Annotated in this window: 21 protein-coding genes; 7 read left to right on the top strand and 14 right to left on the bottom strand. The window is 64.4% G+C overall.

Translation table 11 applies throughout. The annotated features are described in order from the left end of the window. Positions 1–36: 36 nt before the first annotated feature. Complete coding sequence (locus tag AC1RMD_RS12450) at positions 37–846, top strand: hypothetical protein (protein ID WP_492926931.1); 810 nt, start codon at positions 37–39, stop codon at positions 844–846. Positions 847–904: 58 nt separating this feature from the next. Here AC1RMD_RS12450 and AC1RMD_RS12445 read toward each other — a convergent pair whose 3' ends face one another. Further along, complete coding sequence (locus AC1RMD_RS12445; protein WP_492926930.1) at positions 905–1,654, bottom strand: PEP-CTERM sorting domain-containing protein; 750 nt, start codon at positions 1,652–1,654, stop codon at positions 905–907. Positions 1,655–2,064: 410 nt separating this feature from the next. Next, positions 2,065–2,955, bottom strand: coding sequence for a LysR family transcriptional regulator (locus tag AC1RMD_RS12440; RefSeq protein ID WP_492926929.1), 891 nt, complete (start codon positions 2,953–2,955; stop codon positions 2,065–2,067). A gap of 104 nt (positions 2,956–3,059) precedes the next feature. Here AC1RMD_RS12440 and AC1RMD_RS12435 point away from each other — a divergent pair, with 104 nt between their 5' ends. Both AC1RMD_RS12435 and AC1RMD_RS12430 read left to right on the top strand, forming a co-directional pair. Next, on the top strand, positions 3,060–3,872 hold the full coding sequence (locus tag AC1RMD_RS12435; protein ID WP_492926928.1) for a pirin family protein: 813 nt from the start codon (positions 3,060–3,062) through the stop codon (positions 3,870–3,872). A 25-nt stretch (positions 3,873–3,897) separates the two neighbouring features. Beyond that, entirely contained in the window at positions 3,898–4,314 is a 417-nt protein-coding gene (locus AC1RMD_RS12430) for a DoxX family protein (protein WP_492926927.1), read from the top strand. Between the two features lie 54 nt (positions 4,315–4,368). Here the strand turns inward: AC1RMD_RS12430 and AC1RMD_RS12425 are convergent, their stop codons facing one another. From AC1RMD_RS12425 to AC1RMD_RS12400, 6 genes are all read right to left on the bottom strand, one after another. Next, positions 4,369–5,166 (bottom strand): isocitrate lyase/PEP mutase family protein, encoded by a 798-nt coding sequence (locus AC1RMD_RS12425; RefSeq protein ID WP_492926926.1) that lies wholly within the window; start codon positions 5,164–5,166, stop codon positions 4,369–4,371. A 12-nt stretch (positions 5,167–5,178) separates the two neighbouring features. Beyond that, positions 5,179–7,551, bottom strand: coding sequence for a DNA polymerase II (locus tag AC1RMD_RS12420; RefSeq protein ID WP_492926925.1), 2,373 nt, complete (start codon positions 7,549–7,551; stop codon positions 5,179–5,181). A gap of 135 nt (positions 7,552–7,686) precedes the next feature. After that, positions 7,687–10,167, bottom strand: a complete 2,481-nt coding sequence (locus AC1RMD_RS12415; RefSeq protein WP_492926924.1) for a TonB-dependent receptor — start codon at positions 10,165–10,167, stop codon at positions 7,687–7,689. Positions 10,168–10,473: 306 nt separating this feature from the next. After that, entirely contained in the window at positions 10,474–11,556 is a 1,083-nt protein-coding gene (locus tag AC1RMD_RS12410; protein WP_492926923.1) for a LacI family DNA-binding transcriptional regulator, read from the bottom strand. A 21-nt stretch (positions 11,557–11,577) separates the two neighbouring features. After that, on the bottom strand, positions 11,578–12,807 hold the full coding sequence (locus tag AC1RMD_RS12405) for an acyl-CoA dehydrogenase family protein (protein ID WP_492926966.1): 1,230 nt from the start codon (positions 12,805–12,807) through the stop codon (positions 11,578–11,580). Between the two features lie 21 nt (positions 12,808–12,828). Continuing rightward, on the bottom strand, positions 12,829–13,533 hold the full coding sequence (locus tag AC1RMD_RS12400; RefSeq protein WP_492926922.1) for a histidine phosphatase family protein: 705 nt from the start codon (positions 13,531–13,533) through the stop codon (positions 12,829–12,831). A 92-nt stretch (positions 13,534–13,625) separates the two neighbouring features. Here AC1RMD_RS12400 and AC1RMD_RS12395 point away from each other — a divergent pair, with 92 nt between their 5' ends. Further along, positions 13,626–14,534, top strand: coding sequence for a LysR family transcriptional regulator (locus AC1RMD_RS12395; RefSeq protein ID WP_492926921.1), 909 nt, complete (start codon positions 13,626–13,628; stop codon positions 14,532–14,534). Here the strand turns inward: AC1RMD_RS12395 and AC1RMD_RS12390 are convergent. From AC1RMD_RS12390 to AC1RMD_RS12365, 6 genes are all read right to left on the bottom strand, one after another. Then, positions 14,531–15,130: a PqiC family protein gene (locus AC1RMD_RS12390; protein WP_492926920.1), complete on the bottom strand. Its 600-nt coding sequence runs from the start codon at positions 15,128–15,130 to the stop codon at positions 14,531–14,533. The genes AC1RMD_RS12395 and AC1RMD_RS12390 overlap by 4 nt on opposite strands. Beyond that, complete coding sequence (locus AC1RMD_RS12385; protein WP_492926919.1) at positions 15,127–16,758, bottom strand: PqiB family protein; 1,632 nt, start codon at positions 16,756–16,758, stop codon at positions 15,127–15,129. Before AC1RMD_RS12385 ends, AC1RMD_RS12390 begins: the two co-directional genes overlap by 4 nt. Then, positions 16,751–18,007 (bottom strand): paraquat-inducible protein A, encoded by a 1,257-nt coding sequence (locus AC1RMD_RS12380; protein WP_492926918.1) that lies wholly within the window; start codon positions 18,005–18,007, stop codon positions 16,751–16,753. Before AC1RMD_RS12380 ends, AC1RMD_RS12385 begins: the two co-directional genes overlap by 8 nt. Positions 18,008–18,089: 82 nt before the next feature. Further along, the gene (locus AC1RMD_RS12375; protein WP_492926917.1) at positions 18,090–18,533 is read right to left on the bottom strand and encodes a thioesterase family protein; all 444 of its coding nucleotides are present in this window, start codon (positions 18,531–18,533) and stop codon (positions 18,090–18,092) included. A gap of 1 nt (position 18,534) precedes the next feature. Continuing rightward, on the bottom strand, positions 18,535–19,767 hold the full coding sequence (locus AC1RMD_RS12370; RefSeq protein WP_492926916.1) for a M20/M25/M40 family metallo-hydrolase: 1,233 nt from the start codon (positions 19,765–19,767) through the stop codon (positions 18,535–18,537). Between the two features lie 22 nt (positions 19,768–19,789). Further along, a complete protein-coding gene (locus AC1RMD_RS12365; protein WP_492926915.1) occupies positions 19,790–21,007 on the bottom strand; it encodes a urate hydroxylase PuuD in 1,218 nt (405 codons plus the stop codon). Positions 21,008–21,125: 118 nt separating this feature from the next. Between AC1RMD_RS12365 and AC1RMD_RS12360 the strand changes: the two genes are divergently transcribed. The 3 genes from AC1RMD_RS12360 (at position 21,126) to AC1RMD_RS12350 (ending at position 23,944) form a co-directional block, all read left to right on the top strand. Next, on the top strand, positions 21,126–22,061 hold the full coding sequence (locus tag AC1RMD_RS12360) for a LysR substrate-binding domain-containing protein (RefSeq protein ID WP_217942973.1): 936 nt from the start codon (positions 21,126–21,128) through the stop codon (positions 22,059–22,061). Positions 22,062–22,199: 138 nt separating this feature from the next. Next, positions 22,200–23,012, top strand: coding sequence for a heparin lyase I family protein (locus AC1RMD_RS12355; protein ID WP_492926914.1), 813 nt, complete (start codon positions 22,200–22,202; stop codon positions 23,010–23,012). Positions 23,013–23,023: 11 nt separating this feature from the next. Beyond that, entirely contained in the window at positions 23,024–23,944 is a 921-nt protein-coding gene (locus AC1RMD_RS12350; protein WP_492926913.1) for a heparin lyase I family protein, read from the top strand. Positions 23,945–24,013: the final 69 nt, after the last annotated feature.

Raw genomic sequence — 24,013 nt, 5'->3', positions numbered from 1 at the left:
TGCTGCCAATAATTATTGTTGGCATCTGGACGATTCATGAAATTCGGCATCTTCGCGGTGACTTTCGCCATGAGCAGCAGCCTGGGCAACGGCGCGGCGGCCTGCGAACCGGTGCGAATTGGCTACCTTGACCAGGAAAGACCGCCGTACTGGCTGGGAACCGGCACCGAGGTGCCGGCCAAGCCCGGCGCGTCGGCGGAACTGGTGCAGCGCTTCGCCGCCAGCACGGGGTGCCAGGCGGACTTGAAACGCCTGCCGGTGATGCGCATCAAGCCGGCCCTGGTCGCCGGCGAAATAGAGTTCGCCCCGATGGACTCCAGCGCCGCGGACACCGCCGGCATCGTCTTCCCGCTCGACAAAAACCACCACCCGGACATTAGCCGCGCGCTGGCGCTGAACATCGTCGTGTTCGTCCGCAGCGCCGACCGGATACCGGCGGCCACCGACCCGGCCCGGTATTTTCAAAACCGCCCGCTGGGCATCACCCTGGGATCGAGCTACAAGGCCCGCATGCTGGCGCTGGGCCTGAAAGTCGACAGCGGCGCGGTCGATATCGCGCGCAATCTGGAAAAGCTCAGGCTGCACCGGATCGACGGCTTCGCGGTCTCCGTCACCTCGCCGAACGACATGGACGCCTACATCGCCCAAAAATACCAGGGCGCCGTCGTCCGCCTGCCGCAGCCAATTTTTTCCGACCACATCTGGCTGGCCGCCAGCGCCGGCTACTATGCCGCGCATGCCGCCCAGGTGGAGAAGATGTGGTCCTGGCTGGGCTCCGCCGGCGTGCGGGAATTTTCCGCCCTGCTCAAGGAATATTCCGAACTGCCACCGCCCGCAGCCAAATAAATCCACCACACATCGATCGGAGGGCGGGGCCCCACTCTCCGACAGCTATGCGGCAGGCTTACGCCGCCGTGCGCGCTTTGCGGCGCGCCATCCAGCCGACCAGTCCCATGCCGCCGATCAGCATGCCGTAGGTCGACGGTTCCGGCACGGCGGTGATCGACACATTGTCGATCGCGATGTCGAAGTTGGTGTAGCCGTAGACATAGCCGGGCTGCAAGGTCGTGAACACCACCTCATCGACACTGGCCAGCACGCTGGCGAAGGTGCGGCCGGCCGGCAGCGTCGGCCCTTGCGCGTCGGGGCCGCCGTAGCCACCCCATCCGGCAGGCAGCAGCGTCGAGTTGGTGTCACCGATAGTCACCGACAGATGCTGCCAGCCCTTGGTCGAATCGATACTGCCGAGGTTGTAGAACACGCTGGTGTACGGCAAGCCGGACGGCGTGTTGTCGTAGTCGCGCAGCTCGACGATCACGTTGCGCGACACCTCGCGGTTGAAGAAGTAAATCTGCTGCGCAGAGATGTCCAGGCCCAAGGTCACGCCCTGCAGCCTGGTATAGTCGCCGAGGAAGGCCTGGTTGCTATTGGTGCTCCAGTCCACGCCAAAGTTCTCCATCACGGTGCGCAGCGCCGGCGCGCCCTGGCCCATGCCGGTGTCGATGCCGGAGCCGCCGTTGCCGTCCAGCGGCTGCATGCCCCGCCAGCCTTCCAGCCCCTTGGAGAAATCAACTGTTGTGGAATGCGGCACGGCCATCGCAGCACCGCCGGCCAGAGACAGTAACAACGCCATCATTGCTTTATTCAAAGTCATGGTTTTTCCTTTACACACAGGTTAGAGGGATACCGCTAACACCACACCGTCCTTCCGGCCGCGCGCGGTAGCGCGTTGCCAAGGTTGAAAACGCCTAAAAATTGGCGTTTTTGTAAGCCGGTGTGAGGCCGATTCTGTGATCGGCGCACCCGTCTGTCAAAGGCAACACCCAACTAAATTGTAAGGAAAATGTAACCAAGTTTCTCAGGCGGCAACCGCCATTCCTAGTGGAAACTTGTAACTGGCAGTTAGCGGGCGGGCGAAAGAGCAGCGCTCTCCTATGAGGAAGTAATTTAAACGTCAAGCAAATTCGACCGTCCGGAAAGGACGCGAGGGCGTCGCCGGCGACCGGCACCGGCGACGGCAGAATGTTTGTTTTTTGCTACACCAAGCGTCGCGGCCAAGCCGCGTCAAACCAGTTTCAGCTGATTGATGAACCAGCGTCCGGCCGGTCCCGGCGGATGGTCGCGCATGTGGATGGCGTGCATCGAGAAGCCCGGCCCCAGCGGGGCGTGCGCCTCCAGCGCGATGCGCACCAGCTTGCCGGTGCGCAGGTCGTCCTCCACCATGTGCAGCGGCATGTAGCCCCAGCCCAGGCCGGCGCGCAGGAAGGCATGCTTGGCGCCGAGGTCGGCCAGCCGCCAGGTCTGCGCCGCCACCACGCCGAAGTTGCGCCCGGCCGTCAGCGTCGAGCGGTCGGTCAGCACCAGTTGCACGTGCTGCGCGGCCTCCGCCTGCGGAATCTGCGCCGGCGCCGCCGCCAGCGGATGGCAGGGCGCGGCCACGCACACCGCCTTCACGCTGAGCAGGAATTCCGACGCGCAACCGGCCGGAATTTCCGGCAGCGAGCCGATGATCGCCACCCGGCAACTGCCGGCGATCAGCGGCTGCACCACCGCGCCCAGCGCCTCCACGTACAGCCGCAACGGCGTGGCGGAAAATTCCGCCTTGAACGCCTGCACCGCAGCCGTCAGCGTGGCGATCGGGAACATCACGTCGACGGCCACCGCCAGTTCCGGCTCCAGCCCCTCGGCCAGCGTGCGCGCCTTGGCCTTGAACGCATCCATGCCGCCGACGGCGGCGCGCGCCTGCTCCAGCAGCGCCCCGCCCGCCTCCGTCAACCGCGGATAGCGGCCGGTGCGCTCGAACAGCGCGAAGCCCACCTGCTGCTCCAGGTTGGCCAGCGTGGTGCTGACCACCGACTGCGCCCGGCGCAGCTTGCGGCCGGCGGCCGAGAAACTTCCTTCGTCGGCTGCGGCGATAAAGGTGCGCAGCTGGTCCATCGACATGGCGTCAAGCATGTATCTACTCCTTGGATACTATCCATCCAATTATATAGGCTATTCAGATGGATAGCGCCGACCTAAGATGCTCTCCATGCACTGCAACCAACCAGGAGCAAGCAATGAACCGCAACATCGCATTCCGCACCAAAGGCAGCACCCGTGGTCCGATCACCCGCCTGGCGAGTCCCGGCGACGTCGGCCAGATGATCAAGCCCTTCGTGTTCCTCGACCGCTTCCGCATGGAAGCCGGCCGTGGCGGCAAGATGGGCATGCATCCGCACTCCGGCATCGCCACCACCACCGTGATCATGGAAGGCGCGATGGCCTACCGCGAAACCACCGGCAGCGAAGGCGTGCTGCACAGCGGCGGCGTCGAGTGGATGAGCGCAGGCAATGGCGTCTGGCACGACGGCGGTCCCGCCGAAAACGTGCCGGTGCACGGCTTCCAGCTGTGGCTGGCGCTGCCGCCGGAAGATGAAAACGGCCCGGCGCACAGCCAGTACCTGGCGGCCGAGCATGTGACCAGCAGCGGTCCGGCCAGGGTGATCCTCGGCCGCTACGGCGACGCCGCCAGCCGCATCCAGCCGCGCGCTGCGCTGACCTACCTGCATGTGAAGCTGGGTGACGGCGAACGCTGGCGCTACCAGCCGCCGGCCGGCCATGACGTGGCCTGGGTCGCGGTGGCGGACGGTGCGCTGCAGGTGGGCGAGGCGGTGATCGGCCGCGAGCTGGCGGTGTTCGAGGAAGGCGGCCAGGCCATCGACTTCGTCGCCGACGGCGAGACGGAATTCGTGCTCGGCTCGGCGGTCAAACATCCGCACGATCTGGTCACAGGGTATTACTCGGTACACAGCAGCGAGGCCGCACTGGCGCAAGGCGAAACAGAAATCGAACGCATCGGCAGCCAGCTGCGTTCGGCAAATTTGATGTAATCCAACTCATAGCAAAGGAAAGATCATGAACAACACCAACACTTCCGTCATCCCGGCAATCGGCCGCGTCCTGATGGCCGCCATCTTCGTCATGAGCGGCGTCGGCAAGCTGTTCGCGCCGGCCGCGACGATAGGCTATATCGAATCGTCCGGCCTGCCGTTCGCCACGCTGGGCCTGGCGATCGCCATCGCGGTCGAACTGGGCGGCGGCCTGCTGCTGGCGTTCGGCATCAAGACCCGCCTGGTGGCGGCGGGACTGGCGGCCTTCTCGATCGTCACCGGCCTGGCCTTCCACCACGCGGTCGGCGACCAGAACCAGATGATCCACCTGTTGAAAAACATCGCCATGGCAGGCGGCCTGCTGCAAGTGGTGGCCTTCGGCGCCGGCGCCTACAGCTTCGACCAGCGCCGCGCCGTCGGCGCTGGCCGCCAACCGGCGTAAGCAACTCACGCGTCCGCGGCAAGGGCATCGTTACGGCGATGCCCTTGCCGTTTATTAGCGTGCGACGATAAACAGTTTTTGCAGATCGCCGTACGGCATCGCTTTCTCGACCAGCGGACCGGCGCTGCCGGTGGCCAGGAAGTCCTTGGCCATGTCGGCGGCGACCGCCCACAAGGCTTGCGAAATACCGGAGCCCGCGCTCAGGCGGCGCACGCCCAGCTGGTGCAGTTCGGCGGCGGACGGCAGGCCCGGCCAGTCCATCACATTGACCGGCAAGCCGGCGCCGGCCACCACCGCCTTGATCTCATCGACCTTGCAAATGCCCGGCACGAACAGGCCGTCGGCGCCGGCTTCCTTGTAGAGCGCGGCGCGCTTCAACACTTCGGCCACGCGTTCGCCTTCCGGCGCCAGGCCTCTCAGGTAGACGTCGGTGCGGGTGTTGATGAAGATCTGCTTGCCCGACTGCGCCGCCAGCTTCTTGATCGCGGTGATTTTCGCGGCCAGCAATTGCGGCGCGTCGTTGCCGTCTTCCAGGTTGATGCCGGCCACGCCGATATCGATCAGGCGCAGCACCGTTTGCGCGACCGCGTCGGCGTCGTCCGAATAGCCGTTTTCCATGTCCACCGACAGCGGCACCGTCAACACGCGCGCGATGCTGGCGGCGACGTTGACCGCCACGTCGACCGGCATCGGGCCGCCATCGGCATAGCCGGCGGCCCAGGCCACGCCGGCGCTGGTGGTGGCGATGGCCGGTGCACCCAGGCTTTCGAACAGTCTTGCGCTGCCGGCGTCCCAGGCGTTGGGCAGGTGCAGCAGTTTACTTCCGTCGTGCAGTTTCTTGAAATCGCTCATGCTATCTCCGTGTTAGAAAAGGCTGGCTTGCGCCGTGGTCAGGTTGGTAAAACTGTCGTGCATCGGCAGCAGGATCGAATCGGCGATCGGCTGCAGTTGCTTGGTCAAGTAGTGCTCGTAGTCGATATTCGAGCGCATCACTTCGGTCGGTTCGGGGCCGCTGGTGGTCATCACATAACTGATCCAGCCGCCGTTCTGGTAGCGCAGCGGGCGATGCTGCGCCTGATTGTACTCGTCGGCCAAGCGCGCGGCGCGCACTTGCGGCGGCACGTTGACCTTGTATTCGTCCAGCCGCTGGCGCAGGCGCTTGCGGTACACCAGCAACTCGTCGAAGTCGCCGGACATGGTCTTGCGCGCATAGTCGCGCACGAATTCCTGGTAGGGCTGGTCCTTGAAGATGCGTCTGAACAGGCCTTGCTGGAACTGCTGCGCCAGCGGCGTCCAATCGCTGCGCGCCACTTCCAGGCCGCGATAGATGACTTCTTCTTCGCCCCTGGCGTTGATGATCAGGCCGGCGTAGCGCTTCTTGCTGCCCGTCTCCGTGCCGCGGATGGTGGGCATGAAGAACTTCTGGTAGTGCGTGTCGAATTCGATCTCGAGGTGGCATTCGAGGCCGTGTTTTTCCATCAGCATGGTGCGCCACCACGTGTTGATCTTGCCGGCCAGGCCTTCGCCGATGGCCAGCGCCTCGCTGTTCTGGTATTCCTTTTTCAGCCAGATGAAGATGGAATCGGTGTCGCCGTAAATGACGTCGTAGCCTTCCGCCTCGACCAGTTCGCGGGTCTGCTTCATCATCTGGTGGCCGCGCAGCGTGACCGAGGAGACCAGGCGCGGGTTGAAGAAACGGCATTCGGTCGCGCCCAGCACGCCGCAGAAGGAATTCATCAGCAGCTTCAGCGCCTGCGACAGCGGCTCGTTCCTGGCGCGCTTGGCGGCGTCGCGCTGCTTCCAGATCTGGGTGGTGATTTCGGGCAGGCAGTGCTTGGTGCGCGAGAACACGGTGCCGTTGACGCCCTCCACCACGGTCGACTGGTCGGCGGTGTTCTCGCCTTCGACCAGGCCCACCGGATCGACCAGGAAGGTGCGGATAATCGACGGATACAGGCTCTTGTAATCGAGCACCACGACCGAGTCGTACAGGCCGGGCTTGGAGTCCATGACGAAGCCGCCCGGCGAAGCGCCGCCAGAGACGTCGCCGACGCTGGGCGCGACATAGCCTTCGCGATGCATGCGCGGCAGGTAGTGGTGGCCGAAGGCGGCGATCGATCCGCCCAGGTGATCGGCCTGCAAGCCCGTCACCGTGGCGCGTTCGATCATGAAGGCCAGCAGGTTGGCCTTGTCGAAGATGCGGGTGACCAGTTCGCAGTCCTTCAGGTTGTAGTGGGCCAGCGCCGGCTTGTCGTGCTGGAAGCGGCGTTCGATCTCGGCCATCTTGTCGTAGACGTCGCCGATATCCTTGCCCTCACCCAGCATGGCCTGCGACACGTTCTCCAGGCTGAAGGACGGGAAGGTCCACGACGCAGCCTTCAGCGCATCGATGCCGTCGAGGACGATGCGGCCGACCACCGGCGCGAACATATAGCCCTGCTTGCCCGGATGCTCGCGCCATTCGATGGTCTTGCCCTCGCGGCCCAGCGCCAGCGGGATCTTGTGCTTGTCGGCGTTTTTTTGCAGCACGCGCAGGTCGAACTGCACCACGTTCCAGCCGACCAGCACATCCGGATCGTGACGGACGAACCAGGCGTTGAGTTTCTCGAGCAGTTGGCGCGGCGTGGCGCAGTATTCCAGTTCGAAGTCGATCTGCTGCGACGACTCCTGCGGCGCGCCCAGCATATAGACCTGGCGCTGGCCGCAGCCCTCCAACGCGATCGAATACAAGTCCTCGAAGGCGCTGGTTTCGATATCGAGCGACACCATTTTCAGCTTGGGGCGGTAGTCGGGCGCGGGCTTGAGCTTGCAGTTGTGGATGACGGCGGCGCCTTCCGCGCGGCCGCCCTCGAACTGCACTGCGGCGGTGATGAAGCGTTCCATCAGATAACGCTCGGGCGGGCGGATATCGGCCTCAAGCATCTTGATGCCATGCTCGCGCAGAGTGCGCTCCAGCGCGGTCAGTTGCTTGTAGCGGGAAGCGTAGATGCCGACGACCGGTTCCTGCTGAAAGGTTTTCAAGTCCAGCTCGCGCACTTCGATGCCGGACTTGTCGTCGATCAGCGCCTCGATGGCCGAGCGCTGCCGGGCCTCGGCGAAGGCCACCGAAGTCTGGGCGGACAGGCGGATCTTTTTCGGGCCGTCGTCGGTCGCCAGCCAGAACTCGATCTCCGTCCCATTAGCCGCATCTCGCCAGTGGCGAGTCAGGATAAAGCCGTGTTGGGCGGTAAGCGTCATGCCAGAATTATACTGTATGCGCATACAGCCCGCAAAAACAATCGGGGGTCAAGTCTGACATTCGGACACGAGCTCTACCGTAGCAGCAGCTACGGTAGAGCTCGTGTCCGAATGTCAGACTTGACCCCCGCGGGGTTAGTACTTCACGTCCAGCTTGACGCTGAAGTAGCGGAACACGTCGCGCGGCGGCACCCAGCTGTTGACGGTCAGCGCCGGCGAGGTGGCCGTCGGGCCGGAGCGGAAGGCCGGGCCGCTGGCGTTGGCGTTCGGGATGTAGAAGCGGTCGAACAGATTGTTCACCCGGAAGCTGATGCCGTAACGCCCCTTCTGGTCCTTCACGCCAAAGCCCAGGTCGGTAATGCTGTAGCCGGCGTTGACCGAGCGCGGGTCGTTGTTGATGTTGGTGTTGTACTCGCCCTGGTAACGCACGTTGACGTTGACGAAGCCATTCACCGGCAAGCGCGGCACCGGGAACTCGTAGTTGGCGCCGAGGTTCAGCTTGATCTTCGGCGTGCCGGGGAAGATGCTGTGGTCCAGATTCTGCACGCCGGTGGTCGAGCCGGGCGCGATCGGGAAGCAGCTCGGGTTCTGGCCGGCCAGCGATCCATTCGCCGCCAGCTTGGTCGTGCCGACCGCGACGTTGGTGGTGTCGGCGAAGCACGGACCGTTGGCCCACTTCTCGATCGTCGGCAAGGTGAACGCCAGCGCCGCGTTGATGGTCAGGTCCTTGGCCGCCAGCAGGTTGGCGTCGAGCTCAAAACCGTGCGTGCGGATGCGCGGGATCGAGTTCAGCTGGCTGTAGATGGTCGGGTCGTTCGGCAGCACGTAGGTGACGTTCTGCTGGTAGTTGAAGAACTCCGAGTTGTACACCGTGGCCGCCACCGACATGCGGTTGTTGAACAGGTTGGCCTTGGCGCCGAGCTCCATCGTCTGGCTGGTTTCCGGACGCACCGGGAACGCCGCCACCGCCTTCAGGCCGGACGTCACGTCGTACGCCTTGCCCTTGTAGCCGGTCGCGCCCATCACGTACACCATCAACTCCGGCGTGACCTGCTTCTGCAAGCTGACCTTGCCGGTGTAGGAGCGGTCCGAGTTGCCGGTGCTCTGGAACTGGTCCACGCCCACCGCGCCCGGCACGAAGCTGGCGCGGTCCACCTGGTTGGTGTAGTAGTTGCGCGCATAGTGGAAGCCCGAGGTTTCCTGGTTGTCGCGCAGGCCCGCTTCCAGCGTCCAGGTCGGCGCGAATTCCCACGAGGCCTGGCCGAACAAGGCCTTGTTGGTGTTGTAGATGTCGGTGTAGTAGTTGGTCGGGCTGGAGTTGGAGCTGCCGTTGCACAAGGTCGGCGCCACGCAGTAGCCGCGGATGAAGTGGCGGTAGATCTCGTTATGCGCCAGCCACAGGCCGGCCACGTACTTGAAGCTGCCCTGGTCCGGCGAGACGTAGCGGAACTCCTGCGTTTTGGCGCGGATGTCGTAGCTGCCGTACTGGTTGTTCCCCTGCGTCAGCGCGGTCTTGCCCGCTTCGGCGATGGTCGGCACGTCGGTGAAATCCTGGTCGCGGAAATCGTTGGCCAGGTATTTGTCCACCGACGTGATCGACATCAGTTGCGCATCATTCGGCAAGGTGTAGCTCACCTTCAAGCCGGTGCCACGGTCGCTGGAGACCAGGCCGGTCGGGAAGTCGCGCCGCACGTTGCGGTTGTTCGGATCGTTGACGTTGATGCCGGCCAGCACCGCCGTGGCCGGCAGCAGCGGATTGCCGTTGAGGTAGGCGCCGCTCAGGCCGACCGGGGTCGACACCAGGTTGCCGGCGGCGGCCGAACCGCTACGCAGGAAGAAGCCGTTGATGGCGGTGACGCCACGGGTGTTTTCCGAAAAATTGTAGTGCGGCGTCAGGTCGATCGACAGGTTGTCCAGCGGCGTCCATTGCAGCTTGGCCAGGAAGGTCTTGCCGCCCGAGCCGTTGACGTCGCGGCCGTCGGTCAGGTTGTGGAAGGTGCCCGGCAGCCGCGTGTTGCTGGCGGCGATGCGCATGGCGAACTGCTCGTTGATGCGGCCGCCCATCGAGGCGTTGACGCGCCACTCATGGTCGTTGCTCAGGTAGGTGCTGCCGCGATAAGTCATCGGACCGGACAGCGGCTTGGTCACGATGTTGACCGCGCCGGCCACCGCCGACTTGCCGAACAGCGTGCTCTGCGGCCCCTTCAGCACTTCGATGCGGGCCACGTCGGCCAGGTCCTTGAAGGCCTGGAACTGGGTGGCGATGGGGATGTCGTCGATGATCACGGCCACGTCCGACTCGACGCCGATGCCGACCGAGACGGTGCCGATGCCGCGCATGAAGATGGCGTTGTTGGCCGCCGTGGTGCCGGAGTTGAGCGTCAGCGAGGGCATCATGTTGACCACGTCCTCGAACTCGCGGATGTTGGCGCGCTGGATTTCCTGCTCGCTCATGACCGAGATCGCCATCGGCACGCTTTCCAGTTTTTCGACGCGCTTGTTGGCGGTCACCACCACGGTCTCCAGCTGGCCGGGTTGGGCGGTCGATGCCTGCTGCGCTTGGGCTCCCATGGCGAACAAGGCCAGCGCCAGTGGCGTCATCTTGATGGTGGTCATGGTCGTAGTCGCGTGATGCTTGTAATTTTTGTTAAACACTATTGTCCCCTAATTGACAGATAAAAACTGCTCTGCTTGACTCCACTCAGTTGTACGATGTGTAGGCGTTTAACAACAACCCAAGCCACACCACCGGACTCCCGCGCCGCACCATTTCATCAGCTTAAACAGGGTCTTGCCCTATGAAATGCCCCTGGCGCCCGGCTGATGGTACCGGTACCAGTTGTACGATGACTTAGGTTAATCCGGTGGATAGGAGATGTCAATAAGTTTCAGAAAGGGGGATGAAGCGATTTGTAACGGATATCAGGCGCTGTCGCGCTCGATGATGGAGAAGCCGATGTCGAGGATGCTGTCGCTCACTTCGCGTTCCTGCGAGCGTTCGATGATGAAGCGGGCGGCGGTGCTGCCGATCCGGGCGCCGTCGATGCGCACGGTGGTCAGCGCCGGCTGCAGATCGCGCGAAAAGCTGAGATCGCCCAATCCGACCACGGCCAGCTGATCCGGCACCGCGATGCCCTGGGCCTGGGCTTCGGTCAGCACGCCCAGCGCCACCATGTCCGAGCTGCAGAACAGCGCGTCGATGTCGGGATGGCGCGCCAGCAGCTCGCGCAGGCCGGTGCGGCCCATGCCGACGTTGGTCGGCGCCGGCACCACCCAGCCCGGCACGGCGCCCTCGCCCGGCGCGGCCATGCCGAGGGCGATGGCGGTGTCCGAGAAGGATTTCATGCGGCGCATCGCGCGCTGGTCGTTGGCGCTCAGCGTGGCGACCCGGCGTTTGCCGCGCGCGTGCAGGTAGCGCGCCACCGACTCCCCCACCTTTTCGTGGGAAAAGCCGATCAGCATGTCGATCGGGTCGGGCGTCAGGTCCCAGGTTTCCACCACCGGGATGCCGCTGGTGAGCAAGCGCTGGCGGCCCTGCGGCGAGCGCATGATACCGGTCAGTATCACGCCGTCTGGACGGCGGCCGATGATGGCCTCCAGCAGTTCATCCTCGCGCGAATCCTCGTAGCCCGACTGGCCCAGCATCAACTGGTAGCCGGACGCCGCCAGCGACGCCGTCAGCGACTGCACCATCTCCAGGAACACGTTGCCGGAAATGGTGGGGATCACCGCCGCCACCAGCCGGCTCTTGCGCGAGGCCAGGCCGCCGGCCAGCATATTGGGCACGTAGCCGGTCTGCTCCACCGCTTCGCGCACCCGCAGCAGGATGGCGTCGGACACCGCGTTCGGCGTGTTCAGCGCGCGCGAGGCGGTGATCGGCGCCACGCCCGCCAGCTTGGCGACGTCGCGCAGCGTGGTGCCGCCGTTCTTGCGGCGGGTGCGGCGCGGCGCGGCCGCCGGCGGTACCGCATTCGAGTCTATGTTGTGGTCCGGGGCGTCATCCATGCGGCGATTCTAACACCCGCCTCAGTGGCTGCGTGGCGCCTTGTAGCGCGCCAGCTCCATCTTGCCGATCTGGCTGCGGTGCACTTCGTCAGGACCATCGGCCAGCCGCAGCGAACGCGCGCCGGCGTAGGCCGATGCGAGGAAAGGATCGGCCATGCCGCCGCCGCCCTGCACCTGGATCGCCCAGTCGATCACCTTGCAGGCCATCGCCGGCGCCGCCACCTTGATCATGGCGATCTCCTTGGCCGCGACCTTGTTGCCGACCGTGTCCATCATGTGGGCGGCGTTGAGCACCAGCAGGCGCGCCTGGTCGATCATGATGCGCGACTCGGCGATGCGCTCCAGCGTCACGCCCTGCTCCGCCACCGGCTTGCCGAAAGCGACGCGGCTCAAGCTGCGCCGGCACATCTGCTGCAGCGCGCGCTCGGCCAGGCCGATCAAGCGCATGCAGTGGTGGATCCGGCCGGGCCCGAGGCGGCCCTGGGCGATCTCGAAACCGCGCCCCTCGCCCAGCAGCAGGTTGGAGGCCGGCACGCGCACGTTGTCGAACACGATCTCGGCGTGGCCGTGCGGCGCGTCGTCGAAGCCGAACACCGGCAGGTGGCGCAGCACGTTGACGCCCGGCGTATCGCGCGGCACCAGTATCATCGACTGCTGCACATGGCGGTTGGGGTTATCGGGATCGCTCTTGCCCATGAAGATGAAGACCTTGCAGCGCGGGTCGTTGCCGCCGGAGGACCACCACTTGCGGCCATTGATCACATACTCGTCGCCGGAACGCACGATGGAGCTGGCGATGTTGGTGGCGTCGGACGAGGCCACGTCCGGCTCGGTCATGCCGAAGCAGGAACGGATGCGGCCATCGAGCAGCGGAGCGAGCCACTCGCGCTGCTGCGCCTCGGTGCCGTAGCGGGTCAGCACCTCCATGTTGCCGGTGTCCGGGGCCGAGCAGTTGAACACTTCCGGCGCCCACACGGCGCGGCCCATGATCTCGCACAGCGGCGCGTATTCCAGGTTGGTCAGGCCGGCGCCGTGCTTGGAATCGGGCAGGAACAGGTTCCACAGCCCCGCCGCGCGCGCCTTGAGCTTGAGCTCTTCCATCACCACTGTCGGCACCCAGGCGTCGCCGGCGGTGCGGTTGGCGTCGATCTCGGCGTGGAAGCGCGCCTCGTTCGGATAGATATGCTCGTCCATGAAGGCCGTCAGCCGGGCCTGGAGTTGCTGTACTTTCGGGCTGTAGTCGAAGTCCATGATGCTGTCCTTTGTCATTCTTTATCGGTAGGTGACGGCGCCGGGTTGCCCCAGCCATTCCAGGTGCGAGTAGTTGTTCAGGTAACTGAGCGTGAACTGGCCGGGGCGCTGCAGCAGCTTGGTGACGGCGCAATTGGCCAATGTCCAGCTGAGCTCCATCACCTGGTAGTCCTGCAAGCCAAGCAGGTGCTGCATCAGCGTGGCGATCACGCCGCCGGAAGTGAACACGATGGTGGCCTGCTTGCTGCTGTCGGTGTCGAGCCGCTCCAGCGCGCCCACGCAGCGGCGGCGAAATTCCGGCCAGGTCTCGCTGTATTCGTCGTCGTGCCAGCCGCTCATCCAGCGCTGCATGGCGGCGCGGAACAGATGCTCCAGCGCGCGCTGCGGCTCTTCGTGCTGCGCCAGCATCTGCTGGAAGGCGGCGGCGTCGTCCACCTGCGGACAGTGGCGCCGCAGCACTTCGAGATGGTCGAATTCGGCGAAGCCGGGATCGGTGATCCATTCGGTGTCGGCCAGCTGCGCTTTCGGCAGCTCGGCCAGGCAGGTGTCGGCGGTCTGGCGGTGACGCGCCAGGCCGCCCACCACCACGCGCTGGAAGGACTGACGGCTGTTGGCATACCACTGCCCCAGCAAGCGCGCCTGCTCGTAGCCCAGCGTCGACAGCTGGTCGTAGTTGGCGCTGCCGAACGAAGCCTGCCCGTGGCGCACCAGATAAATTTGTCCCATTTTCTTCCAGCTCCCGATCAAAACAGGCACCAGCTTAACGTCCGGCCTATAATTCATCAAATGAATAGTTTTAATTGGGCCGAATAAATTTCATGCATATATCCAAGGTCGATCTCAACCTGTTCATCGTCTTCGAGGCGATCTACGCGGAAGGCAGCATCACCCGCGCCAGCCTGAAGATGAACCTGACCCAGCCCGCCATCAGCCACGCGCTGAACCGGCTGCGCCAGCTGTTCGACGATCCGCTGTTCGAACGCCAGGGCCACGTGATGGTGCCGACGCCACTGGCCCGTTCCATCATAGACCCGGTGCGGCAATCGCTGCGCGGCTTTGAAGTGACGCTGAACGGCGCCGAGCGCTTCGACGCCACCACCAGCGAACGCACCTTCTCGCTGGCGCTGCGCGATGTGCTGGAGGCGAGCGTGCTGCCGCCGCTGATGGCGCGCGTGGCCGGCGACGCGCCGACGGTAGGCCTGAACACCTTGCAGGTGGGACGGCGCGAGCTGGAGAGCGAACTGGCGGCCGGCACGCTGGACGCCGCCATCGACATCCTGCTGCCGCTGTCGAACGACATCCGCCGCACGCTGCTGGCGACCGACCAGACGGTGGTGCTGGTGCGGCGCGATCATCCGCTGGTAAGCGGCGCGCTGGATCTGGACGGGTATTTGAAACTGGAGCACATCCAGACCAGCTCACGCCGGCGCGGGCCGGGGCTGGAGGATTTTGAATTGAGCCGGATGGGATTGCAGCGGCGCGTGCGGCTGCGCTGCCAGCACTACTTCGCCGCCTGCCGGGTGGTCAGCCAGACCGACCTCGCGCTGACGATGCCGGAACGCCTGGCGCGCGTGGTGAACCAGCAGTTCGGCAACCAGATCCTGCCCTTCCCCTTGACCATGCCGTCGCTGGACATCTACCTGTACTGGCACGCCAACATCGACACCGATCCAGCCAGCATCTGGCTGCGCGAACAAATCAAGCAGGCCATGCAGGCGGCGAACTAGCAGCCGGCGCTGGCGCCGGAGGCCAGCATGCGGATGGCTTTGGAGATATCGGCGGCGATGCGCGTGACGGCGCGGCGGTGGCCGGCCACCAGCGCGTCATAGCCGCCGCCGACCACCTCGTTGGCGACGCTGCGGCAGGTCAGCACCTTGGCGCTGCCGACCAGGCGCACGCTCCACACCGCATCGATCAGCGCATACTGCCCGGGCGCGGATTCAAAGCGCTGCACGTTGGTGCTGATGCGGTAGACCGGCGCGCCGTCCGCCGTCGGCGTGCGAAACACGTCCACCGTTCCCAGTTCGCCGGTGATCGCCAGCGACAGCGCCTGGCCAAGCTCAGACGCCGGCATCGCCGACCAGCGCTCATGCTCCAGCAGATCGATGCGCCCCGCTTCGGTGCTGACCACCAGCTGATAGCGCGCCACCTGCTGCGGCACCGTCACCGCAGGCAGTTCGATGTAGTAGCCCGCCGGCCTGGCGGCAGGCGCCGGCACGCCCATGCCGTTACTCAGGCTGTAGAAGTGCTCGGGCGGCGCAGCGGCGCAGCCGGCCAGCAGCATCGCGGCCGTCATGGCCAGCGCGGTTGAATAGCGCTTCATTTAGGTTCTCCCTTGGTGTCCTGCTTGTTCGCCTTCCCGCGCAACAGCGACTCGGGATGACGTTCCAGATAATCCGACAACGCGTTCAGCGATTGCAGCGTTTGCGTCAGCTGCTGCAAGGCCTCGCGCAGGTCGGACTGCACCGGCGAGTCCTTCTGCAGCAGCAGGTTGGCTTCGCCGAAGGTCTTGCGCGCCGCGCCCAGCGTATCCTTCATCTCCGGCACCACCTGCGCATCGATCTGCTTGAGCAGCACATTGGCGCTCTTCAGCGTGTCGCGCAGGTTGTTGCCGATCTCGCCGAACGGCACCTGATCCAACTTGCGCGCGATGCTGGCGATCTGCGTCTGCAACTCGTCCAGGCTGTTCGGCACCGTCGGCACCTCCAGCGGATACTGCGCCACATCCAGCTTCACCTTGGGCGCGTTCGGGAAGAAGTCCAACGCCACATACAGCTGGCCGGTCAACAGGTTCCCGGTACGTAGCTGGCCGCGCAGGCCGCGCGTCACCATGCGCTCCAACACCACCGGACCGGCGTTGCGATCCTGGTCGCCGGAAACCGACTGCTGGAAGCTGCGGCCCAGGCGCGCCGGGTACATGTCCACCGTCACCGGCATGCGGAAGCTCTTCTTCACCGGATCGAACTCCACGCCGACCGAGCGCACCTCGCCCAGCACGATGCCGCGGAAGTCCACCGGCGCGCCCGGCGACAGGCCGCGCAGCGACTGGTCGAAGTACAGCACCGTGGTGATCGGCACGCCATCCGGTTCGCGCATGGCGTTGGCCTGGTCGGAGGCCAGCGGGAAGTCGGTGCCGGGCGCCGCCTGCTGTTCCGGCTTCTGGCCGCTCATGCTCTCGAACGCGATACCGCCCACCAGCAGGGCCGCCAGCGACTGCGTGTTGACCTTGAAACCATTCGAATCGAGCCGCACATCGACGCCGCTGGCATGCCACCAGCGCGTGTTCTTGCCGACGTACTGGTCGTACGGCGCGTTGACGAACACCGTCATTTTCACGCCGCGCCCCTTTTCGTCCAGGTCGAAGCCGACCACCTGCCCCACCTGGATACGGTGGTAGAAGATCGGCGAGCCGACATCGACGGAACCGAGGCTCTCGCCATGCAAAGAGAATTTGCTGCCCTTGTCGTCGCCGGCCACCTGCGGCGGCTTTTCCAGGCCCACGAATTCCTCCTTGACCTCCTCCGACTTGCCGGCATCAACGCCGATGTAGGCGCCCGACAGCAAGGTGCTCAGACCGGAAACGCCGCTCGCGCCCACGCGCGGTCGCACCACCCAGAACCGGGTATCGGCGGCGGTGAAGCGCTTGGCTTCCTTGCTCATGTCGATCTGCACCAGCACCTTGGACAAATCGCGCGACAGCGTGATCGTGCGCACCAGGCCGATATCCACGTCCTTGTATTTGACCTTGGTCTTGCCCGGCTCCAGTCCATCCGCGCTGCGGAAACTCACCGTCACCGTCGGGCCCTGGTCCATCACCGACTTGGTCACCAGCGCCAGGCCGATCAAGGCGGCCAGCAGGGGGATCAGCCATACCAGCGAAGGCAGCCAGCGATTGGCCTTCTCCACTCTCGGCTCGGGCAGCGGCGGCGCACCGCTCTCGTTTTCAGGCATGGTTCTCTCCATTTGAATCGATTGGATCCCAGATCAGGCGCGGGTCGAACTGCATCGACGCCAGCATCGTCAGCACCACCACCGCGCAAAACGCCAGCGCGCCGGGACCGGCGGTGATCACGGCCAGCGACTGGAAGCGCACCAGCGCCACCGTCAGGGTAATCACGAAGATATCGAGCATCGACCAGCGGCCGACAAACTCCACGATCCGGTACAGCATCGTGCGCTGCAAGGGACGCCAGCGCGAACGCCGCTGCGCCGTCAGCGCGAGCAGCGACAACGCCGCCAGCTTCAGCACCGGCACCACGATGCTGGCGATGAAAATGATCGCCGCCAGCGCCGGCGAGCCGCTGGTCCAGAAGTAGACCACGCCGCTGATGATGGTGTCGTCCTCCTTGCCGAACAAGGAGTGCGTGTACATCACCGGCAGCAGGTTGGCGGGGATGTAGAGGATGGTGGCAGCCAGCAGGAAGGCCCAGGTGCGGCCCACGCTATCGGGCCGGCGCCGGTGCAGCACGGCGCCGCAGCGCGCGCAATGCTGGTGCGCGGCCGGCTGGTCCTGCGCCACCAGGCCGCAGCTGTGGCAGGCGGCCAGGCGGGTGTGCGGCGTGTAGCGGAACTCGGCCTGCGCCGGACGGCGCGGTCCCGGCAAGTGCTCGCCGATATTCCACAGCATCTGCGGATCGAAAGAGGTGACGATCGCCAGCATCAGCGTCAGCGCGCCAAAGGCGAACAGGCCCGGTTGCACCACCACATGCGCCAGGCTGGTCATCTTGACGATGGTGATCAGGATGCCGATCATCAGCACCTCCGTCATGCCCCAGCGCCGCGCCGCGCCCACCGCGCGCAGCAGATGGTCGAAACCGCGCGGCCGCACGCCATAATGAAGCGCCAGCGTCACATACAGCAGCGCGCCCAGTTCCACCGCCGGCAACAGCGCCGTGAACAGGAACACGATCGCCGCCACCAGCTGCATCTGCTCCGTCCATAGCACGCGTATCGCGCCAAACAAGGTGGCGCTGGACGAGTAGCCGCCCACTTCCAGTTCTACGATGGGACAAAACTGGGCGATCAGGAAGGTGAAGATGGCGCACAGGGTGATGGCCGCCATGCGGTTGACGTCCGAGTGGATGCCGCGATAGAGGATGGAACGGCAACGCACGCAGCGCGCCTTTTCGCGCGGCAGCACCGGGCGCCGCTTGTGCAGTACGCCGCAATCGTGACAGCTGATCAGATCATATCGATGCACTGGCTGGCCGTTTGTTCAATAATGGCCATATGATACGACAATCGATACGATAATCCGCCAGAATCGCGGCCGCCCGATGGCCTTACTTGATGCTGGTGTTAAGTTCCTGGAACTCCGCCGTCTTGCCCAGCGACTGCCAGGTGGCCAGCAGATTGGCCGGCGGCGCAATCAGCTTGCGCGCCGCCAGATCGAGCCAGCCGCCGGTGCTGGTCACGCGCGCGGCCAGCTTGCCGTCGGCGCGGATGATGTCGGTGCTGAGCGACCAGCGGCTGCCGTCTTCGGACAGGCCGGCCACGCCCAGCGTGACGGTGATCTCCTCCAGCAGCATGACTTCCTTGAAGTAGGCGATTTCGTCTTTCATCACCACCGGGCCGATTTTCAGGCGCATGAATTCGCTCATCGGGAAGCCGTTCTCCGACAGGAACAGCATGCGCACATCGCCCGCCTTGTCCAGGAACGCCGTATTGCGCATATGGCTGTTGAAGTCCATATCGCCCCAGCCGGCCATCATCTTCTTCTCAAACATCTTACTCTCCAAGGAAATCCAATAGCGTGCATGCTACCACCTTGGTCGCCTTGCGCAGGTCTTCCAGCAACAGGCGCTCATCGGCCTTCTTGGCGTTGGACTCGGGCACCGAGCGCGGGCCGGCGCCGTACAGCACCGCCGGGATGCCCTGCTCGCCGTACAGGCGGGCGTCCGCATACAACGGCGTGCCTTGCGCGGGGATCGTCTCGCCGATGAAGGTTTGCGCGTTCTGCTGCAGGCTGGCCACCAGCTTCCCGGTGCCCGGCTGCTCGCGCAGCGCGTGCGACAGCAGCAGGCGTTTGATTTCGACGCGGATACCGGGCTGGCCTTCCACCGCCTTCTCGATCAGCGCGCGCACCTGCGCTTCCACCACCGCCGGATCTTCTTCGGGGATCATGCGGCGGTCCATCTTCAGCACGACCTTGCCCGGCACTACGTTGGTATTGGTGCCGCCGTCGATGCGGCCCACCAGCATGGTCGGCGAGTCGATGCCGGGGATCTTCGATTTGACCTTCTTCAGTTCCGGCAGCTGGTCGTAGATCGCGTTCAGGATGCGGGTTGCCGCCTGCAGCGCATCGTGGCCGGTTTCCGGCATCGCGCCGTGGCCGGACTTGCCGTGTACCGTGATCTCCAGTTGCAGGCAGGCGTTGTGCGCGGTGACGATGTTGTAGCTGAAGCCCGCAGCGATGACGAAGTCCGGCTTGGTCAGCTTTTGCTCCAGCAGCCAGCCGGGTCCCAGCAGGCCGCCGAATTCCTCGTCATAGGTGAAATGCAGTTCCAGCCCGCCTTTGAGCGGTACGCCCAGCGCCTCCAGCGCGCGGGTGGCGAAGATGTAGGTGGCGAAGTCGCACTTGGAGACCGCTGCGGCGCGGCCGTAGATGTAGCCGTTTTCCACCACGCCGCCGTACGGAGGATAGGTCCAGTTGTCGCCCGGCGGCACCACGTCGCCGTGGGCGTTGAGCGCCACGGTCGGGCCGCCGGCTTGATACGGGCGGCGCACGATCAGGTTGGTGATGGTCTCCATGCCGTAGTCCTGCACCACCTGCGCCGGCACGGCGTGCTTCTCGGCGGTCCAGCCGTAGGCCTTGACCAGGTCGGCCACCATGTCCGCATGCGGCGCGTTGTTGCCGGGCGGGGTATCGGTCGGCACGCGCAGCAGCTGCTGCAATACGCCGACTTCCTCATCGAAGTGCGCGTCGATCCATAGTGCCAGTTGTTCTTTGTTCGTCGTCATCGCAGTTCTCTCCGCTGTTCTCTCATTTTGCGCCGGACTCGAACCAGGTCGCGATCTGCGCCCGTTCGGCATCGGTCATATTGGTCAGATTCGCAAGCGGCATGGCTTTCAGCTGGACCGATTGCTTGTAGATTTTTTCCGCGTTCTGGCGCACCTGCTCGGCGCTGTCGAGCATCACGCCGGCCGGCGCCGTCGCAAAGCCGGCCTGCGACGGATGGGCCGAGTGGCAAGCCACGCAGCGCTGGTCGACGATGGTCTTCACCTTGGAAAATTGCGCCGCAGGGTCGGCCGCCGCAGCCACCGCCATGGGACGCGGCGGTGCGATCGCCACCGCCACGCCGACCAGCAGCGCCACGCCGGCGGCCGGATAGCGCCACTCCACGCGGCCCTTGTGGCGCAGGTTAAAGAAGTGGCGGATGAAGACGCCGGCCGCCATGATGAAGGCCAGCACCAGCCACGCATGGTCGTTCCGGTAGGTCATCGCGTAGTGGTTGCTGATCATGATGAACAGCACCGGCAGCGTGAAGTAGTTATTGTGGACGCTGCGCTGCTTGGCCTTCTGGCCGTGGATCGGATCGGGCAGGCGGCCGGCCGACATGGCCTCCACCATCTTGCGCTGGCCGGGAATAATCAGCATCAGCACATTGCCGACCATGATGGTGCCGATCAGCGCGCCGACGTGGATGTAGGCGGCGCGGCCGCTCAGCACATGCGTGAGACCATACGCGGCGCCGACGATCAGCGCGAACACCACCACGCCGAACCACAGGTCGCGCTGGCCCAACGGGGAGCGGCACAGCAGGTCGTACACGGTCCAGCCGACCACCAGCGTGCCGACGCCGATGCCGATCGCCTGCCAGCTGCCGATATCGGCCACCGACTTATCGATCATCATCGCCTGGGCGTTGAAGTAGTAGGCGATGGTCAGCAGCGCGATGCCGGACAGCCAGGTGGAATAAGCCTCCCATTTGAACCAGTGCAGGTCCTTCGGCAGCTCGGCCGGCGCCACCAGGTATTTTTGCGGGTTGTAGAAACCGCCGCCGTGCACCGCCCACAGCTCGCCCGATACTCCCTTCTTCGCCAGCTCCGAACCGGGAGCCGGCGGGCGGATCGAATTATCCAGCCAGACGAAATAGAACGAAGCGCCGATCCAGGCGATGCCGGTGATGACGTGCAGCCAGCGCACGATCAGGTTTAGCCACTCAAGGCCGTACGGGATCAGATAGGCGTATAAATCCATGGGAACTTTCCGGGTAAAGAGTGTGGCTAATTTACAGAAGATAAACGGAATTGACGCCGACCACATGAACATTGGAGTATATTAAACATATCCGATTCCGTATAACAGAAATACTCCCATGGCCGCCCTGCCGCAACACCTGGATCTGCACCTGATCCGCATCCTCTACCTGCTGCTGGTTGAGAAGAACGTCTCACGCGTCGCCCTCAAATTGAATCAGCCGCAGCCCTCGATCTCCGCCTCGCTGCGCAAGCTGCGCGAGCTGACCGGCGACCCCTTGCTGGTGCGCGGCGCGCGCGGCATGGTGCCGACCCAGCACGGCGAAAGCCTGCTGATCCCGGCCAAGCGCATCCTCGACGAGACCGAGAACCTGTTCCTGAAAAAGTCGCCCTTCGTGCCGCAGGAAGAAGCGCGCACCTTCCACATCGCCGCGCCGGACTACCTGGACAGTCAGTTCCTGCCCAACCTGGTGGCGCTGCTGCGGCGCGGATCGCCCAACAGCCGCGTGAAGATCCACGGCCTGGGCCCCGGCGTGGACTACGTGCGCCTGCTGTCGGACGGCGACATGGACCTGGTCATCGCCAACTGGGACGAGCCGCCCGAGCACCTGCACATGTCCAAGCTGTTCGAGGACCCGATCATCGCCGTGATGCGCTCCGACTGCCCGTATGCGCTGCGCACCGGCAGCGACGACATGACCATCAACGACTACCTGTCCCTGCCCCACGTGGCGCCGACGCAGATCCTGCCCGGCTACCACGGCGTCATCGACGACTTCCTGGAGCGCCAGGGCCTGCAACGCAACGTCGCGGTGGAATCGGCCTACTTCGGCCTGATCCCGTACATGCTGACGCAGACGGACCTGGTGCTGACCACCGGCCGCCAGTTCGTGCGCTACTACGAGCGCAACATGCCGCTGAAGACCTTCACGGTGCCGGTCAAGTTCCCGCCGATGCGCTTCTACCAGCTGTGGCACGAACGCGTGCACCAGGCGCCGGAGCACAAGTGGCTGCGCGAGCAGGTCGCCACGGCGGCCAAGGCGCTGGGGAAGTAAGCCCCGCCATATAAGCCGGCCTGGATACCGGGTATCCAGGCCGCTACCGGCGCCGCGCACACCAGGCAAAGCGAGTCACGTCGACAAACATAAGAAAATGATAATATTGCCATCCTTTCACCCCAAGAGGAAAACAATATGCCGATATCCCGATACGCTCTCCTGCTCGGGGCTCTATACCTCGTGCAGGGCGCGGCACAGGCAACCGAAGCCCTTCCCGCCCAACTGAGCAGCTTCCAGGGCCTGACCAACAGCACCTTCCCGGCTAGCTACCAGTTCCTGGCCACAGCCACCGGCATCAAAGAGTTCAAGCCGAACCCCATCAGCGTACCCTCCAAGGGCTTCGTTCAAGTGGGGCTGAGCTCCGGTGCCACGCCGCAGCAGGCAATGATTGCGCCGTTGTCCGATCCCTACGCCGCCGAGCCGATACGATGGTACGGCTTCAGTATTTACCTGCCCGCCGACTGGACGTATGACTCCGGGCCAGTGACGGTCGCGCGCATCGCATCGAACAACGCGAATCTGCCGCCGCCGCTGGCACTGGTCATCGATGATCATGATTTGAAGATCGTATTGAGCGCCAACCATCGCGATCCGGCGAGCGGCGAGCCGCCAACCGCGGCCAACACGCAGACGCGCAGCTTCGCGCTCTCGCCGGCGGTCGCGGGCCAGTGGCACTGCGTGGTGATCAAGGCTGCCTGGAGCGGCAACGTGCGCGAAGGAGAAACCCATGTCTGGGTGAACGGCCAGGCAAGCGCCGCCTATGACGCAGTCCGGACCCATAACAGCTACAAGGGCGCGGTGTTGACGCCGCAGGTCGGGCTGAGCACGAACGCCACCGCGCAAACCATCACGCGCAAGGCGATAGTCGATGCTGTCATTCTCGGCAACAGCACAGCCTATTCAGGCTTCCTGCAAAAATACATGCCTTGCCCAATCTCCGCACAATAAGGACACAGACGATGACTACTTCTCGAATCATACTGTCCATGCTGGCTCTCGGCATAACCGGTGCGGCGCACGCCCAGTTCGACATCGGCCTGGGAGGCATCATTCACGACTTTGGCACCAACCCGTCTCCGCCCGCCCAACGCTCCGCACCGGCCGCAATTAGCTACAACTCGAATCCTTCAAATAGACGCTACATCGACGACGTCTATACGCTCAACAAGCAAGATGCGCAGATCGCCTGGTCCAAGGAGTTCCCCGGCGCCGCCCAGGCGGGACATGAGGTATTCAAAGTGCAGGCCTTCCGCCCCGCGGTGACCGTCACGCCGGACGGCAAGGCCGTCGTGTCGCGCGGCGAACTGTCGCCAAGCTGGGACTATATCAAGACCGGGGTTCGCTGGTACGCCATCAGCGTCTTTGTCCCACACGATTGGCAGGTCAACGATCTGGACATGGTAATCGGGCAGCTACACACCAGCCAGAACGAGGCCATCCTGTCGCCGCCGGTGGCGCTGGCCATTCAAGGCAAGTACCTGAAGCTCGCATTGCAGGCCAGCGAGTTGACGGACACCATGTCGGTGACGCCGCACCTGGAAAAACTGACCTCGTCAAGCCAGTCGATCCGCCTCGCGCAAATTGACCAGCTTGAGGCCAGGGACAAGTGGTACTGCTTCGTCATGCGCGCAGATTGGTCGCCAACGCCGGGCACCGGCTCCTTCAAGCTATGGATGAACGGGAAGCTGAAATATCAAGCTGAAAACGCGTTCAATTCGTACACGACCTGGCTGGGTAATTATCCCAAGACCGGCCTGTATGTTCCAGGCACAAGGGGGATGCCGGACAGTCAGACGATCTATACGGACTACGTCTACCTGGCAGGCGCGGCGACCTCGGAACCGTCGGTGCTGGCGTCGAAGACGCCATGCGGTTCCTGAAACGCCACTGGCGTGGCCACTGTTTCTTCGGTCATTTTGCGCCCAAATCCTTCACCTGGGATTACACTA

This window comes from Duganella sp. GW822-FHT06D06, assembly GCF_058799615.1.
Note: the sequence above shows the minus strand (reverse complement) of the source record. Positions and strands in the feature narration are given on the sequence as shown.